Annotated in this window: 14 protein-coding genes; 11 read left to right on the top strand and 3 right to left on the bottom strand. The window is 56.0% G+C overall.

The window, feature by feature from the left end:
* Positions 1-34: 34 nt before the first annotated feature.
* Positions 35-973 (bottom strand): LysR family transcriptional regulator, encoded by a 939-nt coding sequence (locus CF137_RS08305; RefSeq protein WP_101324430.1) that lies wholly within the window; start codon positions 971-973, stop codon positions 35-37.
* 848 nt (positions 974-1,821) lie between these two features.
* On the opposite strand from CF137_RS08305, the gene CF137_RS08300 reads away from it, so the two are divergent.
* From CF137_RS08300 to CF137_RS08280, 5 genes are all read left to right on the top strand, one after another.
* Positions 1,822-3,774 carry a putative bifunctional diguanylate cyclase/phosphodiesterase gene (locus tag CF137_RS08300; RefSeq protein WP_162515896.1) on the top strand — a complete coding sequence of 651 codons (1,953 nt, stop codon included), beginning with the start codon at positions 1,822-1,824 and terminating at the stop codon, positions 3,772-3,774.
* 143 nt (positions 3,775-3,917) lie between these two features.
* Positions 3,918-5,483, top strand: a complete 1,566-nt coding sequence (locus CF137_RS08295) for an AbgT family transporter (protein WP_139718665.1) — start codon at positions 3,918-3,920, stop codon at positions 5,481-5,483.
* 72 nt (positions 5,484-5,555) lie between these two features.
* Entirely contained in the window at positions 5,556-6,281 is a 726-nt protein-coding gene (gene nfsA / locus CF137_RS08290) for an oxygen-insensitive NADPH nitroreductase (protein ID WP_139718664.1), read from the top strand.
* Positions 6,282-6,472: 191 nt separating this feature from the next.
* Positions 6,473-7,237 (top strand): DNA repair protein, encoded by a 765-nt coding sequence (locus CF137_RS08285; protein ID WP_101316518.1) that lies wholly within the window; start codon positions 6,473-6,475, stop codon positions 7,235-7,237.
* Positions 7,231-7,785: a VOC family protein gene (locus CF137_RS08280; protein ID WP_162515893.1), complete on the top strand. Its 555-nt coding sequence runs from the start codon at positions 7,231-7,233 to the stop codon at positions 7,783-7,785. Before CF137_RS08285 ends, CF137_RS08280 begins: the two co-directional genes overlap by 7 nt.
* Positions 7,786-7,932: 147 nt before the next feature.
* Here the strand turns inward: CF137_RS08280 and CF137_RS08275 are convergent, their stop codons facing one another.
* Positions 7,933-9,156: an MFS transporter gene (locus CF137_RS08275; protein ID WP_139718662.1), complete on the bottom strand. Its 1,224-nt coding sequence runs from the start codon at positions 9,154-9,156 to the stop codon at positions 7,933-7,935.
* A gap of 95 nt (positions 9,157-9,251) precedes the next feature.
* Here CF137_RS08275 and CF137_RS08270 point away from each other — a divergent pair, with 95 nt between their 5' ends.
* Together CF137_RS08270 and CF137_RS08265 are read left to right on the top strand one after the other, a co-directional pair.
* A complete protein-coding gene (locus tag CF137_RS08270; RefSeq protein WP_139718661.1) occupies positions 9,252-10,127 on the top strand; it encodes a LysR family transcriptional regulator in 876 nt (291 codons plus the stop codon).
* 63 nt (positions 10,128-10,190) lie between these two features.
* A complete protein-coding gene (locus CF137_RS08265; protein WP_139718660.1) occupies positions 10,191-11,147 on the top strand; it encodes a LysR substrate-binding domain-containing protein in 957 nt (318 codons plus the stop codon).
* Positions 11,148-11,228: 81 nt separating this feature from the next.
* Here the strand turns inward: CF137_RS08265 and ribA are convergent, their stop codons facing one another.
* A complete protein-coding gene (ribA, locus tag CF137_RS08260) occupies positions 11,229-11,822 on the bottom strand; it encodes a GTP cyclohydrolase II (protein ID WP_139718659.1) in 594 nt (197 codons plus the stop codon).
* Positions 11,823-12,071: 249 nt separating this feature from the next.
* Here ribA and cmk point away from each other — a divergent pair, with 249 nt between their 5' ends.
* From cmk to CF137_RS08240, 4 genes are all read left to right on the top strand, one after another.
* Positions 12,072-12,764 carry a (d)CMP kinase gene (gene cmk, locus CF137_RS08255; protein ID WP_101324437.1) on the top strand — a complete coding sequence of 231 codons (693 nt, stop codon included), beginning with the start codon at positions 12,072-12,074 and terminating at the stop codon, positions 12,762-12,764.
* Between the two features lie 94 nt (positions 12,765-12,858).
* Complete coding sequence (gene rpsA, locus CF137_RS08250; RefSeq protein WP_042019129.1) at positions 12,859-14,529, top strand: 30S ribosomal protein S1; 1,671 nt, start codon at positions 12,859-12,861, stop codon at positions 14,527-14,529.
* Positions 14,530-14,621: 92 nt separating this feature from the next.
* Positions 14,622-14,906, top strand: coding sequence for an integration host factor subunit beta (gene ihfB / locus CF137_RS08245; protein WP_033136607.1), 285 nt, complete (start codon positions 14,622-14,624; stop codon positions 14,904-14,906).
* Positions 14,907-15,064: 158 nt separating this feature from the next.
* Positions 15,065-15,349 (top strand): LapA family protein, encoded by a 285-nt coding sequence (locus tag CF137_RS08240; RefSeq protein ID WP_139718658.1) that lies wholly within the window; start codon positions 15,065-15,067, stop codon positions 15,347-15,349.
* Position 15,350: the final 1 nt, after the last annotated feature.

The following is a 15,350-nucleotide window of genomic DNA, read 5'->3' as shown; positions in this document are numbered from 1 at the left end:
GGCAAGGATTGCTATAAGTGTGGCCCGCTAACGGTCAGATGCAATGGGTGAGGGTATCACCTTGTGAAAATTGGTTGTCCCATTGCCGATTGCGATAGCGCGCTGAGTATTTTTCAACAAATTCAACGAACATCTTAACACGCAGCGGGGCGAACTGCTGCTGGCAACACAACATGTAGAAGGGGCGATTGCCGGTTTGCCAGTCGGTCAGTACCGGCACCAGCTGCTCGTCATGGAGGAAGCTGTTCAAATAGTGCCGAGGGGCATTGACGATCCCCAGATGACGCCTTGCCGCCCGCACCGCCGCCTGAGTCTGGTTGACGGTGAGCTTGGCAGTGCGTTTGATACAGACACTTTGCCCATCCTTGTCGGTCAACTGCCAGTGTTGGTGCGGCCAGCAGTAGATGAGCTCGTGCTCTTCCAGCTGATTGGGGTGGGAGGGGGTGCCTTTTTTGGCCAGATAGAGCGGCGAGGCAAACAGGCCGTACTCGATATGACCGAGACAGATCGCATTGGGCAGCGATTGGGGCAGTTCACCGTTGAAGAACACCAGATCCCGATCATTGTCGAACAGGTGCTGGTGATCATTGGTCTGGTTGATATCGAACTGCACCTCGGGATAGTGCAGCCCGAATTCGGCCAGCATATCGATCAGGATGGTGTTGGAGAGCGCGATCGGTGCCGCTATCCGGATAAGTCCGGTGATGTCGGCCTCTTTGCCCTGGATCTCGCTGGTGGCTTGTTCGATTTGCGCGAGCGGCGTGCAGATACGTTCGTAGTATCTGAGACCCTCATCAGTAAGCCGGATTTTGCGAGTAGAACGATGTAGCAGGGAGCAACCCAGTTGCTCTTCCAGCTGTGATATGCGTCGACTGATGGTGCCTGTTGGCATCCCCAGTGCGGCGGCTGCGTGGGAGAATCCCCCCTCTTGCACCACCTTGACGAACAGGTAGAACTCTTCGATGTGCTTCATAAACGCTGTTCTGGGTGTAACAAGGGGGCAACCATAAAAAGAGCGTTCCGGGTTGGCAAGCGTAATTCAGCGTTTAATTGATCTGGATTCGATTTCTGCTGATACCACTTTTGCCGTGGCTTGTTAACTAAATGATTACATCCAGGTGGTAATAGGGCACTCGTTACGTTTGCTGAGTGCGATATGGTCAACTGCATAGTCGGTGGGCAAAGGGGATGTGACTCAGTTGTATGATGCAGTCGTTTAGGTATGGCAGTACTGGCGTACTGCGGGGTAGCCACATCTGTCTCCGATAAAAACGAGATCACGATCACGTATTCACGTTTTGCCCCTGTGTTGCCGGAGAATGGATATGGTGTATTTCAGAATCATGATTAATGCATAAATATTGTCCGCACGGGTGTGTTTTTGTCTGTTTCTCCATCCACTTGGTTAATTAATGGATGTTTTGTCAAAGGAATGACGACTATTTTTGTCGCTGACTAAACAGTTAATAAGAAAGGCGCCGCAGCAAAAAAGCAATTTGTGTTGAAAGGGCTCGACTGAGCATCTGTTAGTGCTTGTTTTTAATGGAGAAAAAAGTTAAAAATTGACAATGTAACGCACTTGAATTAGCGGTGAAAACGGCTGTTTCCCTTCTCTCCATTGTTGGAAATGCCTTTTTGTTACTGATTTTTGAAGTCGTGTTGTCTGCTCTTGGCCATATTAAAAATGGTGGTCGAGAGGTGTTTGCTCCTTGCATTCGACCTCTGGCAGTTTGCTAGATTTCTCTCTTGGTTAGCCAGTGACCATCCAGCAGGAATGACCTTGATCTGATGAATACCCTTGACGAACGGTTACTGAAAACCATGGATGTGCTACATACCCCGATTTGGGTGTATGACATCGAGCATCATCATATTTTCTGGGCAAATCGTGCGGCTCTTCCCGTCTGGGAGGCCACGTCCCTTGCGGAGCTCTGTGCCCGCGATTTTTCGGCCGATATGGCCACCGCCATCGATCTGTTGTTGCAGCGCTATCTGGGGGATTTCCAGCAGGGGCGCAGTTACAACGAGTGGTGGACCCTCTCCCCAAAGGGGGTCAAGAAGCAGATCTATCTGCGCCTCTCCGGCATTCAGTTGGCTGGCCGTCTGATGATGATGACCGAGGCGGTGCTCGACTCCGATACCCTCTATCAGGAGTCCTCTCTGGCGACCGGCGATACCCTGGCCTGCCTGTTCGATAGCCACGGTGTGTTCGAGAGTGGCAACTACCACTTCGAGATGTGTTTTGGTCACCAGATCGCCAAACTCTCCCAGATCTTCTCCGGCAATGACGACAGTTTTTACCAGAAGCTCTCTCGCCTTGATGAGGTGGTGACGGAAGGGGAGTGCCGTACCCTCAAGGGGATGCGCTGGTTCCAGTATCAGTTCCGCTATATCCAGCAGGGAGCCCGCATTCTGCTCACCATGCGGGACATTACCGACCGCAAACTTGAGGAGCTGGAGCATCGCCACCTCGCCTGGCACGACTCCCTGACCGGTCTGCTCAACCGTTATGGTTTGATGAAATCCCTTGAGGCCTATTGCGGCCTGGGTGAGCGTTTCGCCCTGGTATTCATGGATCTGGACAACTTCAAGCTGGTCAACGACAACTACGGCCACAAGGCGGGAGATCGGCTATTGGAGCGGGTCGCCGGTCGCCTAAAACAGATTTGCCCGCGGGATGTGGAGTTGGCTCGCCTCGGTGGCGATGAGTTCACCGCTCTGGTGCCGCTGGGTAATCAGGGGGATCGGGCACAAGAGGTGGCCGATCAGATGCTCTCCCAGATGACCAAACCGCTGCAGCTGAGCGGGCTGCCAGAGGTGACCATCGGCGGCAGCATCGGCATCGCCATCTATCCCGATGATGCCGATGATGGGGATAACCTCATTACCCGTGCCGACATGGCCATGTATCAGGCCAAGCAGATGGGGCGGCTGCGCTGGCAGCGTTTCACCCCCAGCATGCAGCAGACCTTGCAGCGCAAGCTCAACCTCAAGCAGTTTCTGGCCAAGGCCATCGGCCGTCAGGAGTTGAGTCTCTGTTACCAGCCGCAGGTTGATGCGGCCAAGGGAAGGTTGATTGGTTATGAAGCGCTATTGCGCTGGTACAACCCGGTACTCGGCCATGTCTCACCGGTAGAATTTATTCCACTGGCCGAAGAGATGGGGTTGATCCGCGAAATTGGCAGTTGGGTGCTCTCCACCGCCCTGGCTCAGATGGCCAGTTGGAAAACGCGCTTCGCGCAGCGAGTGCCGGTCTCCGTCAACCTCTCCGGTTTTCAGCTTTCATCTTCGCTGCCGGAGAAAGTGCGCCAGCAGTTGGTAATGCACGGGGTCGATGCCTCGTTACTGACGCTGGAGCTGACCGAAACCGTGCTGATGCTCGATATGAAGGGCTGTCTCGGCATTCTCGATGCGTTGAGCGAGCAGGGGATCAAGATTGCCATCGACGATTTTGGCACCGGCTACTCATCCCTTGCTTACCTGAATCGCTTGCCCATCGACACCATCAAGCTGGACCGATCCTTCGTGGTGGGCCTCAACCTGCCGGTGATCCGGGCAACCGCCGCCATGGCCACCAATCTAGGGTTGGAGATCATGGCTGAAGGGGTTGAGGAGCCCCACGAATTGGCTGCCCTGCAGACCCAGGGGTGTCAGGTATTCCAGGGCTACCTGTTCAGCAAACCGCTGACGGTGGCGCAAGTTGAGGCGAGCGGTTTTGTGGTGGAATGTCAGGTTGGGCGTTATCCACTGCTTGACGCCGTAATGGCAGAGTGAAAAGTGTGCGTTAGGCCACAATTTGGTATTTTATCCCGCCATATTTAATCAATTTTAATCATCTTTTTGCGGCCCGTCATGGGACGGATTGGCAGGGATTGCTAGCATGCGAGCTCGTTTCTAGGGAAAGGAGTATCGCAATAATGAGTCATGCTGCTGTCAATGACCGTCCAGCCAGCCCTCCCAACGGCTGGCTGAACCGTTTTCTCAATGGCGTCGAGAAAGCCGGGAACAAATTACCCGACCCCGCCATGCTGTTCCTCTACGCCTTGCTGATCGTCTGGGTCGGCTCCTGGGTGTTGTCACAATTCCAGTTTGATCTGGTCAACCCCCGAACCGGTGAGGCGGTGATGGTCAACAACCTGCTGACCGGTGCCGGTCTGGCAGAGTTCCTCTCCACCATGGTGACTACCTTCACCGGTTTTGCACCTCTTGGTATCGTGCTGGTGGCCATGCTGGGGGTCGGGGTGGCCGAGCAGTCCGGTTTTATCAACACCGGTCTGAAAAAGCTGCTGAAAGTGACGCCAGCACGGTTTCTGACCCCCATGCTGATCCTGGTAGCGATCGTCAGCCATACCGCTGCGGATGCGGGTTATGTGCTGGTGATCCCCATCGGTGGCATCATCTTTCATGCTGCCGGGCGTCATCCACTGGCGGGTATTGCCGCCGCCTTTGCCGGGGTCTCCGGTGGTTTTGCCGCCAACTTTTTGCCCTCCGGTGGGGATGCATTGCTGCAGGGCTTTACCCAGTCAGCCGCTCAGTTGCTCGACCCTGACTACATGGTCAACACCCTGTGTAACATCATCTTCACTGGTGCCTCCTCCTTGCTGATCATCTGCGTCGGCTGGTTTGTCACCGAAAAAGTGGTAGAACCACGCCTCAAGCATGTTGCGCTCAACGAGGATCTGGAGAGTGCCGACGAGATGGGCCGCTACAGCGCGCAAGAGAGCCGGGCGTTCAACTGGGCCGGGTTTGCCATGCTGGCGGCCATCGTGCTGCTGGCGCTGGCGCTCTCCCCGAGCGATTCGCCGCTGCGTGCTGCCGACGGCTCCCTGACTACCTTTGCCGCGCCGGTGATGAAGTCCATCGTGCCGCTCATTTTCCTGCTCTTTATTTTGCCCGGTATTGTTTATGGCTTTGTCGCTGGCAACTTCAAGAGTGGCAAGGATGTGATTGATGCCATGTCGGCCACCATGAACAAAATGGGCTCCTACATGGTGATGGCTTTCTTCTGCGCGCTGTTTATCAAGGCGTTTGGCGACTCCAACCTGGGTACTCTGCTGGCCCTCTCCGGTGCCGAAGTGCTCCATGCGCTGGCGCTGCCTGGTCAGGTCACCATCGTCGGAATGATCTTGCTTACCGCAGCCGTCAATCTGGTGGTGGGGTCAGCATCGGCCAAATGGGCGCTGATCAGCCCGATCCTGGTGCCCATGCTGATGGCGGTGGGGATCTCCCCCGAGCTGACCCAGGCGGCCTATCGGGTAGGGGATTCCGCCTCCAACATCATCACGCCGCTGATGGTGTTCTTCCCGCTGGTGGTGGTCTATTGCCAGCAGTATGTGAAGAGCACCGGGATCGGCACCCTGGTCTCGATGATGCTGCCTTACTCGCTGGCCTTCCTGGTGAGCTGGACCATTTTCCTGCTGCTTTACTGGGCGCTGGGGTTCCCGCTCGGGTTGCAAGCCCCTTACGTTTATCCTGCCCCTTAAACAGGGTTATGCGAGGGAGCCTTGGGCTCTCTCGTTTTTTTCGCTATGGTGTGACCTCATTTTGGAGGTGCCATGAATCAGACCATCGATCTTATCCTTTCCCATCGCTCCATCCGTCAGTTCACTGCCGAGCCGATTGCCCCGCAGCAGCTGGATGCCATTCTCGCTGCCGCCCAATCAGCCTCAACCTCGAGTTTCTTGCAGGTGACCAGCATTGTGCGAGTCACTGCACCCGAGGTGCGTCAGCAGTTGGCGATGCTGGCGGGTAATCAGCCCTACGTGGTTCAAGCGCCAGAGTTTCTGGTGTTCTGCGCCGATTACTATCGTCACAGCCAGATCGTGCCCGAGGCCCAGACCGGTTACGCGGAGCAACTGCTGATCGGTGCCATCGACGGCGCCCTGATGGCGCAAAATGCCCTGCTGGCGGCGCAGTCGCTGGGGTTGGGCGGGGTCTATATCGGCGGCATGCGCAACCATCCGGCCGAGGTGAGCGAGCTGCTCGGCTTGCCCCATCAGGTGATCCCGCTGTTTGGCCTCTGTCTTGGTCATCCGGATCAACAACCAGAGCAGAAACCTCGTTTGCCCAAGGCGCTGGTGGTGTATCAGGAGCGCTATCAACCGCAGCTGGATCGCGATCTGCTGGCCCGGTACGATCAGCAGATCGCGGACTACTATCAGGCGCGCAGCAGCAATAACAAACAGCAGACCTGGAGTGGCCAGATCCGCTCGATTTTAAGTAAAGAGTCCCGCCCTTTCATGATGGGCTTCTTGCAATCGCGGGGCTTTAACCTCAAGTAATGGCGCTGATGGGCGATACTATGGGGAAGTGGCCACCATGGTCATCATCCCCTGATCATGCAATCTCTCCCTGAGACCGGGGGTACAGCTTGGCGACAAATCGTGGGCAAGGGGGGATATGCAGGCTACCTTAAGTGGGTAAGCTGTTGTAGGATCACGCAATTGGATTGGGACAGGGGTTTGGACATCCTATGATTTTAACTTTGGTATTGCTGTCTATCGGCGCACTCCTGTTTTTGGTTATCGCCTATAACGTGGTGCAGCAATATAAGCAGAAGGCTGAGGCGGACAAGCGTCACGCAGTTGCCAGACACAAGACGGTGGCCGACGAGACCGAAGAAGTGCTGCTGAACGTCAATCTGGTGCCTTTTTCCAAGAACATGGTGTTGCTGTTGCAGCACAGGATCCTCGATGCCTATCGCGCCATCGCCCAGGTGATGCCCAACAACCAGATCAAGCAGCGCATCGCCGATGTGCAGACCCAGATCAAGAACGTGCAGGAAAACTACAGTCCTCATGATGAAGGGCATTTCAAAACCCCTGAGTCTGATCGCCAGGCGATCCAGATGTTGCAACTGGTCAAGAAGATGCGGGCCGTGCTGCGAGTCGAGCACAATAAGGGCAAGATTGACCCGCAGGGGTTTGCTCAGGAAGAGCGCCGGCTCGAGCTGATGCAGCTCAAAATCAATATCTCCAATTTGATCAAGCGGGCGATGGATGCACAGATCCAGGGCCAATTTGGTACCTGTCGCCAACTCTATATCAAGGGACTCTCTGCCATCGGCAATGTCGGTGACAAAGATCCGTATCTGGTCGCCCGAGAAGAGGATATGCGGCAGGGTCTCAAGGCGCTTGATGAGCAGCAGCAACAGAACAGCGCGCAGGATCTGCAGAATATCAAGGACAAAGAAACCGACGAGCTCGATGTCCTGTTTCAACCCAAGAAGAAATGGTAAGTATGTCTCATTCACTCGATTCCACACTGGGGCCAATGGCCCCATTTGTTTCTCAACTGTTGGCCGAACTGGCCGCCACTGGCCTCACTATTCCCCAGCCAACGGTTGACCACCTCTGTTATCGGGCGGCCACCTTGCAGGAGTATCGCGCGTTATCTGCTGTGCTGGCCGAGGCTGGCACCTTGCTGGTGGAGGGGATGATCGGCGGTCGTCCCATCGTCACCTATCAGCTGCATCAGCCGGTGCTGGCTGGCGAGGTGCAGGTGCCCTGTATCGAGCTGGCTGCGCCGAAACCGGGTCGTGTCCATCAGGCCGGGCTTGAGCATATCGAGCTGGTGGTCGCCTCACTGCAGGATCTGGTGGCTCGCTATCCCGAGCTGCCATTCAAAACCGGCAATATGCAAGATACCCGCAACCCCGATATCGGGCTGATGTTGCCCTCCGGCCAGATCAAGTTTCACCTGCGCCCGCTGGCAGAGGTCATTGCCGAAGAGGTGGCGACCGGTGCGGTGGTGGCAGTGCCCGCGGATTATTTCGAGCAGGGTTGATTTTGCGCAGGATGCATCGCGCGAGCCTGACTGGCTCTTGAATAAGGCAGCAAAAGGGGTCACCAGCGTGACCCCTTTTGCTATCTGGCGGTGCTGGATCGCGAGGTGGTTGTCGGGTAGTTGGTGACCCTGTTTGCGCTGAGCCCGTTACCCGTGCCGGTGTGGTTGCTGGGCGGGCAGCGGCGATTCGCTTCGCTGCTTGAGGTGGCCGAGCCAGAGGCTTAACCCCGCCGTCAGGAAGAGGACCAGTTCAATCCCCATGACCAGCCCGCCAAGCTGACCCTGTTCCCAAAATGGGTGCAAGTAGAGCCCCCCCAGACTGGCCCCCAGATAGTAGGCCACCAGATAGAGGGAGGAGGCGAGGGCCCGGTGATGCTCGACATGATGACCCACCCAGGCACTGGCGCAGGCGTGTGCCAGGAAAAAGCCGAAGCTGGAGACCAGCAAGCCACTCAGGATCCCGGGCAGACTACCCAGTAGCAGCCACAGAGTGCCGACGGCCATCAGCGCGATCCCCACTAGCAGCATACGTTGTGCCCCCCAGCGGTTGGCAAAGCGACCGCTCAGGGAGGAGGCAACCGTCCCCGAAAGATAGGTAAGAAACAGCATGCCGAGACACTGGGTGGGCAGGGAGAAGGGGGGCTTGGCCAGCAGGAAGGTGAGGTAGCTGAACTGGTTCAGAAACACCATGAAGTTGAGGCCGCCAATCAGATAGGCCCCCACCAGCAAGGGGTTGGTCAGGTGCTGCTGCAAGGCGCGGGCAAATTGACCGCGAACGGGAGCGCTTGCCACAAAGCGGGTCTGATGGGGCAGCAGCCAAAAGACCAGCGGCAGCAGCAAGAGGCTAATAACACCAATCCCCAGAAAGGTGTGCTGCCAGTCGCCAAACCAGCCTGCCAGCAGGCCGCCCACCACCCGACCGGCAATGCCACCGAGGGAGTTGGCGGCAATATAGACCCCCACCGCCGAGAGCAGCGCCCGTTTGCTGAACTCTTCCCCCATGTAGGCGATGGCGGTCGCGGGCAGCCCCGCCAGCAGCGCCCCCTGTACAATGCGCAGCAATAGCAGGGAGCTGAACTGTTCAACCAGCGGGATCAGCAATGAGAGCAGGATCGCCAGGGTGAGGGTGCCCAGCATGACCTGCCGACGGCCATGGCGATCCGCCAGTCTGGCGCAGATCAGCAGGGATGCGGCGAGGCCTGCAGTGCATCCGGCCAGGGTCCAGCTGGCCGACAGGGAATTGACCGAGAAGACCTCGGCAATCAGGGGTAACAGGGGGTGGGTCTGGTAGAGGTTCAGAAACACCAGAAAAGATCCCAGGCTGAGGGCCAGGGTTGCGCGTATCCATTCGCGACTTCCTACTTCAATCATTGCGTATTGTCCTGACTGCTTTTGGTCAGGGTAGAGTCTTTGCCGTTATAAATATAATATATTTAAGTTATCCATCTCATAAGATGAATTGATACATGGATCTGAAACAGCTCACCTATCTGCTGGCGGTCAGGGATGCCGGCTCGTTTACCAAGGCGGCCAACAGTTTGCACGTGGCACAACCGGCCATCAGCATGGCCATCGCCAAACTGGAGCAGCAGCTCGAATTGCGGCTGTTTGATCGTCAGGATAGGGCGGTACGACTCACCCCGGAGGGGGAGGTACTTTGCCGCCATGCCGAGCGCCTGTTGTTGCAGATGCATCAGGCCGAGGCCGAGATGGCCGAACTGAAGGGGCTGGAGCGGGGAGAGGTGCGGATCGGGATCCCCTATATGATGGGCTCCTACTATTTTCCCCCTCGTCTGATGGCCTTCAAGCACCGCTACCCCGGACTCAAGATCCGGGTCGAAGAGGCCGGCACCCGCGAGTTGCTCAGCCGGATGGTGGATGGCTCCCTCGATCTGGCCATTCTCATCACCAGTGATCTGCCGCCCGCCATCGAGGGAGCACATCTGCTGAGTGAAGAGATGTTGATGGTGGTGGGGGACGATCACCCCCTGCGCGGCGAACCGGCCGTGACCCTCTCGCAGTTTTTCGCTCAGGAGCTGGCGCTGTTTCGCCGTGGTTTCTATCACCGGGAGCATATGGAGGCGCTGGCCCAGAGCCTGGGCGTCGAACCCGATATCGCCTTCGAGAGCAACCTCATCCCCCTGCTCAAGGCGGTGGTGCGGCAAGGTTTTGCGGTGACCACTTTCTTGCGGATGGTGCTGGAAGAGGAGCCGGATCTGAGCGGCGTGCCCTTTGAGCCACCCATTTATCTCGATCTCTGCGTGGCGTGGCGGAAAGGCGATCCGCTCTCCATGGCCAATCGTGCCTTGCGCGATTTTCTACTCAAGGATCGCCCGGCCTGATGGCGGCGGGCCATTGCTGAAAGTTTGTTACTATTAAGGGTGGGTTCGCTTGAGGGCTACACCATGAAACTGCAGCAATTGCGCTATATCGTCGAGGTAGCCAACCACAGGCTGAATCTGTCGGCCACTGCCGAAAGCCTCTACACCTCCCAGCCTGGGATCAGCAAACAGGTGCGGATGCTGGAGGATGAACTGGGGGTGCAGATCTTCGAGCGCAGCGGCAAACACCTGACCCAGATCACCCCCATCGGTCGGGATGTGATCAAGGTGGCCGCCGAGGTGCTGGACAAGGTCGCCACCATCAAGGTAATGGCCAAGCAGCATGTGCATCCGGAGCAGGGTACCCTCACCATTGCCGCCACTCATTTGCAGGCTCGCTATATTCTGCCTGCCCTTCTCAAGGGGTTCATGACCCGCTTTCCCAAAGTTGCCGTAACTGTGATGCAGGGCAGTGCGGCGCAGTGCCGTGCTACTGTGCTTGCTGGTGTTGCCCATCTGTTACTTGTCGATGATCTGCAAGAGGGGAGCGATCTGCTGATGATCCCCTGTTTTCAGTGGCAACGTGGCTTGGTGCTGCCAAAGGAGCATCCGTTGGCGAAAGCAGCATCACTGACTCCGGCCGAGCTGGTCGAGTTTGCGCTGGTGACCGACGGAAGGGCATTCTCTGCCGCTCATGGCACCGATTGTGCCCATGCCGAAAGCCGGATCGCCTGCAGTGCGAGCGACAGCGATGTGCTCAAGACCTATGTCAGACAAGGGATGGGGATTGGTGTCATGGCAACCTTTGCCTGGGAGCCCCAGCGCGATGGCGATCTGCTGCTCAAGCCGGTGCCCTGGCTACCTGGTAGTGTGGCCGCTATCGGGCTGCGCAGAGGGGCGTTTTTGTGTGGTTATTTGTACGATCTGATCGAACGTCTCGCGCCACAATTGACCCGGGAGCAGGTCAACCAATGCTGTGCAGCTCGCAGTGGCGAAGAGCTTGATGCACTGCTGGCCAATCTGACTGTGCCACAACGATAGTCTTGGCCGTTGTGTGACCGTCACAAGAAAAACGCCTCCCAATCGGAGGCGTTTGACTATCTGCAATCCACTAAATCAGGCTCACTTCTTCAGCATGTGATCCAGCTTGTTGGCCTTGGTTGACAGATAGAACTCATTGTGGGGATTACGCCCTTCCTGCAGCGGCACCCGCTCGGCGACCGGAATGCCGAAGGATTCCATCGCTTTCATCTTGCGCGGGTTGTTGGTCATCAAGCGTAGGGATTTCACCTCGAGCTGCTTGAGCATGTCGGCGCAGATGGTGTAATCGCGCATATCGGCGGCAAAGCCGAGGGCCACGTTGGCCTCAACGGTATCGGCCCCCTGATCCTGCAGGTGATAAGCGCGGATCTTGTTGAGCAAGCCGATGCCACGGCCCTCTTGACGCACATATAACAAGACACCACGGCCTGCCTTGGCAATATTTTCCATGGCGGCTTGCAACTGGAATCCGCAGTCGCAACGCAGACTGAACAGGGCGTCACCGGTCAGACATTCAGAGTGGATACGACCCAACACAGGGTCATCGCCGGTAACGTCGCCCATCATCAGTGCGGCGTGATCCTTGCCTGTGCCGGTTTCCTGAAAACCTACCAGCGTGAAGGTGCCCCAGGGGGTTGGCAATTTGGATTTGGCCACGAGGGTAACGCTGCTCATAGGTTGCTCCTTACTACTCACTGCTCAAAAAAGGGGGGCCAGTTTAACGTGCCTTGTCGGGAACAACCATAAGAACAAGTCCCTGCATTGCTTACTGAAATTTCCAAATGTGATACTGGACTGCCACGAAGCGGCGCTTTTCAGTCTTTGTGCCGATTGATGACTGCCAGGCACATCACATTCGGGTATAATCGGCGCCCATTAACCCACCCCTTCGGGATGGGAGCAACACAGTGCAGGAGAGAAGTTATGCCTCAGATGGCCCCCGTAATGACAATTGATGGCCCCAGTGGTGCAGGTAAAGGCACCTTGTGTCAGCTGCTTGCTGAAAAGCTGGGTTGGCACTTGCTGGATTCCGGCGCCATCTATCGGGTGTTATCCCTGGCCGCTCTGCATCACGACGTGGCGTTGGATAGTGAAGCCTCACTGGTGCCGCTGGCCGCCAATCTGGACGTGCAATTTCAGGTGGAAGGCGATGCCGTGAAGGTGATCCTGGAAGGGGAGGATGTGTCACGCACCATTCGTACCGAAGAGGTGGGTAATGCCGCCAGTAAAATCGCGGCTTTCCCGCGGGTGCGTGAAGCGTTACTACGTCGTCAACGGGCATTTCGTCAAGCTCCGGGTCTGATTGCCGACGGTCGAGACATGGGCACCGTGGTTTTCCCAGAAGCCGAAGTGAAGATTTTCCTCGATGCCAGCGCTGAAGAACGGGCCCAGCGCCGCTATAAGCAGTTGCAAGATAAGGGCTTTGATGTTAACTTTGAGCGTCTTTTAACCGAGATTCGGGAACGTGACGACCGCGATAGAAATCGCGCCGTAGCGCCCCTTAAAGCGGCAGAAGACGCTCTGGTGGTGGACTCTACCGCCATGAACATAGAGGAAGTACTGGCAACAGTACTTGCCTATGCAGAGCAACAACTTGGTGATGCCAGCGCAAGCTGACATCCGGTCGTCTGCACCATGGATGGCGCAGATTATTTAAAACAGCCCCGCTTGTGCCGGATTGCAAGTGGATGTTTCATTTGTGACATAAACAATGATCGAATCTTTTGCTCAACTCTTTGAAGAGTCCCTGAACTCCGTTGAAACCCGTCAAGGTTCCATCGTCAAGGGTACTGTCGTTGCTATCGAAAATGGTTTTGTACTGGTTGACGCCGGTCTGAAATCCGAGTCCGCCATCCCGGCTGAAGAATTCAAGAACGCCCTGGGCGAGCTGGAAATCAGCGTGGGTGACACTGTTGACGTAGCTCTGGACTCTATCGAAGATGGTTTCGGCGAAACCAAGCTGTCCCGTGAAAAAGCCAAGCGCCACGAAGCCTGGCTGCAGCTTGAGAAGGCTTACGAAGAGCAAGCTACCGTTATCGGTATCATCAACGGCAAGGTCAAGGGTGGTTTCACCGTTGAACTGAATGGCATCCGTGCCTTCCTGCCGGGTTCTCTGGTTGACGTGCGTCCGATCCGTGACACCGCTCACCTGGAAAACAAAGAACTCGAGTTCAAAGTCATCAAGCTGGACCAGAAGCGCAACAACGTTGTTGTTTCCCGTCGTGCTGTGATCGAGACCGAGAACACCTCCGAGCGCGAAAGCCTGCTGGCTAACCTGCAAGAAGGTCAAGAAGTTAAGGGTATCGTTAAGAACCTGACCGACTACGGTGCATTCGTAGATCTGGGCGGTGTTGACGGCCTGCTGCACATCACTGACATGGCGTGGAAGCGCGTTAAGCATCCTTCCGAAATCGTCAACGTTGGCGACGAGATTGCTGTCAAGGTTCTGAAGTTTGACCGCGAGCGTACCCGTGTATCCCTGGGTCTGAAGCAGCTGGGCGAAGATCCCTGGGTTGCTATCGCCAAGCGTTACCCGGAGACCACCCGTCTGTCTGGCCGCGTGACCAACCTGACCGACTACGGCTGCTTCGTTGAAATCGAAGAAGGCGTTGAAGGCCTGGTACACGTATCCGAGATGGATTGGACCAACAAGAACATCCACCCGTCCAAAGTTGTTAACGTTGGCGACGTGGTTGACGTGATGGTTCTGGACATCGACGAAGAGCGTCGTCGTATCTCCCTGGGTCTGAAGCAGTGCAAATCTAACCCATGGCAGCTGTTTGCCGAAACTCACGCTAAAGGCGACCGTGTTTCTGGCAAGATCAAGTCCATCACTGACTTCGGTATCTTCATCGGTCTGGATGGCGGCATCGACGGTCTGGTTCACCTGTCTGACATCTCCTGGAACAACCAGGGCGAAGAAGCCGTGCGTGAATTCAAGAAAGGCGACGAGATCGAAGCCGTTGTTCTGCAAGTGGATCCAGAGCGTGAGCGCATCTCCCTGGGTGTCAAGCAGATCGAAGAAGACCCATTCAACAAGTACCTGGCTGATAACAAGAAAGGTGCTATCGTGAAGGGTAAGGTTACCGAGGTTGATGCCAAAGGTGCCGTTATCGAACTGGCTGACGGCGTAGAAGGCTACCTGCGTGCCTCCGACGCTGCTCGTGACCGTGTAGAAGACGCCACTCTGGTGTTGTCTGTTGGTGACGAAGTTGAAGCTCGTTTCATGGGTGTTGATCGTAAGAACCGCACTGTAAGCCTGTCTGTCCGTGCTAAGGACGAGGCTGATGAGCGTGTTGCTATCGATAGCCTGAACCAACAAGAAGAAGTTGTGTTCAGCAATGCTATGATGGAAGCATTCAAAGCCGCCAAGGGTGAGTAATCCTTGATGCATAAAAAGGGCGGCATTGCGCCGCCCTTTTTTATCCTGGCAAAATGAATATTGCATGTGATCGGGGAAGGAGATTTAACGTTATGACCAAATCAGATCTCATCGAACAACTGGCATCCAGCCGCATGCATATGCCGGCCAAGGATGTCGAAGCCGCCATCAAGGAAATCCTTGAGCAGATGGCGTCGACCTTGCAAAACGGCGACCGGATTGAAATCCGCGGATTTGGCAGTTTTTCACTGCATTATCGTGCGCCCCGAGTGGGACGTAACCCCAAGACGGGGGACAAGGTTGAACTGACCGGAAAATATGTTCCGCACTTCAAGCCTGGTAAAGAGTTGCGCGAGCGCGTCAACATCATCGAATAATGTAGAAATGGGCATACCTCAGGTATGCCTTTTTTGTTTTTGGCATGGATTCCTGTGCCAATCGTCTTGTTTCTGAAACTCTTTTCCCATTCACGCTAGAGTCTGCCTGCGATTTTAAGGATAATCAGCCTCTCATTAGATACTGACAGGGAGCTCTTATGAAGCGTATCTTGGCACTCATTCCGTTGGTGCTGGCATTCATTCTGACGCTGGCACTGGGTTCACAAAATGGCCAGCTGGTTCAGTTCAATTACCTGATCGCTCAGGGTGAGTGCTCACTTGCCATGTTGTTGGGCTTCTTTTTCGCTGGCGGTTTTTTGTTGGGCTGGCTGGTATTTGGCCTGCTGTTCCTGCGCCTGAAGATGCAAAACCGCACCCTCAACCGCACCATGCGTCGTCAATCCCGCGAGTTGGAGCTGGCCCGTTCACCGGGTAAGGAATAAT

Source organism: Aeromonas sobria, assembly GCF_006243315.1.
GTDB classification, from domain to species: domain Bacteria; phylum Pseudomonadota; class Gammaproteobacteria; order Enterobacterales; family Aeromonadaceae; genus Aeromonas; species Aeromonas sobria_A.
The sequence above is the reverse complement of the archived record's forward strand: the minus strand, read 5'-3'. Positions and strand labels throughout refer to the sequence as shown.

Bases quoted from the DNA above. Each gene is read 5' to 3' on its own strand.
- CF137_RS08295 (WP_139718665.1), top strand. From the start codon at position 3,918: ATGAGTCATGCTGCTGTCAATGACCGTCCAGCCAGCCCTCCCAACGGC.
- rpsA (WP_042019129.1), top strand. From the start codon at position 12,859: ATGATCGAATCTTTTGCTCAACTCTTTGAAGAGTCCCTGAACTCCGTT.
- CF137_RS08280 (WP_162515893.1), top strand. From the start codon at position 7,231: ATGGTAAGTATGTCTCATTCACTCGATTCCACACTGGGGCCAATGGCC.
- CF137_RS08275 (WP_139718662.1), bottom strand. From the start codon at position 9,156: ATGATTGAAGTAGGAAGTCGCGAATGGATACGCGCAACCCTGGCCCTC.
- nfsA (WP_139718664.1), top strand. From the start codon at position 5,556: ATGAATCAGACCATCGATCTTATCCTTTCCCATCGCTCCATCCGTCAG.
- CF137_RS08300 (WP_162515896.1), top strand. From the start codon at position 1,822: ATGGATGTGCTACATACCCCGATTTGGGTGTATGACATCGAGCATCAT.
- ihfB (WP_033136607.1), top strand. From the start codon at position 14,622: ATGACCAAATCAGATCTCATCGAACAACTGGCATCCAGCCGCATGCAT.
- ribA (WP_139718659.1), bottom strand. From the start codon at position 11,822: ATGAGCAGCGTTACCCTCGTGGCCAAATCCAAATTGCCAACCCCCTGG.
- CF137_RS08305 (WP_101324430.1), bottom strand. From the start codon at position 973: ATGAAGCACATCGAAGAGTTCTACCTGTTCGTCAAGGTGGTGCAAGAG.
- CF137_RS08285 (WP_101316518.1), top strand. From the start codon at position 6,473: ATGATTTTAACTTTGGTATTGCTGTCTATCGGCGCACTCCTGTTTTTG.
- CF137_RS08240 (WP_139718658.1), top strand. From the start codon at position 15,065: ATGAAGCGTATCTTGGCACTCATTCCGTTGGTGCTGGCATTCATTCTG.
- CF137_RS08270 (WP_139718661.1), top strand. From the start codon at position 9,252: ATGGATCTGAAACAGCTCACCTATCTGCTGGCGGTCAGGGATGCCGGC.
- CF137_RS08265 (WP_139718660.1), top strand. From the start codon at position 10,191: ATGAAACTGCAGCAATTGCGCTATATCGTCGAGGTAGCCAACCACAGG.
- cmk (WP_101324437.1), top strand. From the start codon at position 12,072: ATGCCTCAGATGGCCCCCGTAATGACAATTGATGGCCCCAGTGGTGCA.